This window comes from Hydrogenophaga sp. GW101-3F08 (assembly GCF_059424585.1).
On record NZ_JBWKZP010000026.1, the window covers coordinates 1 to 635 of the forward strand.

Below are 635 nucleotides of genomic sequence, written 5' to 3' on the forward strand. Positions count from 1 at the left end.
TGAAAAATGGCAAAAGAGAAATTTGAGCGGACCAAGCCGCACGTGAACGTGGGCACCATTGGTCACGTTGACCACGGCAAGACCACGCTGACGGCGGCCATCACCACCGTGCTGGCGGCCAAGTTCGGCGGTTCGGCCAAGGCCTACGACCAGATCGACGCGGCGCCCGAAGAAAAAGCGCGCGGCATCACCATCAACACCGCCCACGTGGAATACGAAACGGCCAACCGCCACTACGCCCACGTCGACTGCCCCGGCCACGCCGACTACGTCAAGAACATGATCACCGGTGCCGCCCAGATGGACGGCGCCGTGCTGGTGTGCTCCGCCGCCGACGGCCCCATGCCCCAGACCCGCGAACACATCCTGCTGGCCCGCCAGGTCGGCGTGCCTTACATCATCGTGTTCCTGAACAAGTGCGACATGGTCGACGACGCCGAGCTGCTCGAACTCGTTGAAATGGAAGTGCGCGAACTCCTGGACAAGTACGACTTCCCCGGCGACGCCACCCCCATCATCCACGGTTCGGCCAAGCTCGCCCTCGAAGGCGACAAGGGTCCTCTGGGTGAAGAGGCCATCATGAAGCTGGCCGACGCCCTGGACACCTACATCCCCACGCCCGAGCGCGCGGTGGA

1 protein-coding gene is annotated in these 635 nt (G+C 63.9%); it reads left to right on the forward strand.

Features of this window, described 5'->3' with window-relative positions; translation table 11 throughout:
- Positions 1 to 6: 6 nt before the first annotated feature.
- On the forward strand, positions 7 to 635 hold a 629-nt coding region (locus AC07YZ_RS25445; protein WP_494796786.1), incomplete at its 3' end, for a GTP-binding protein.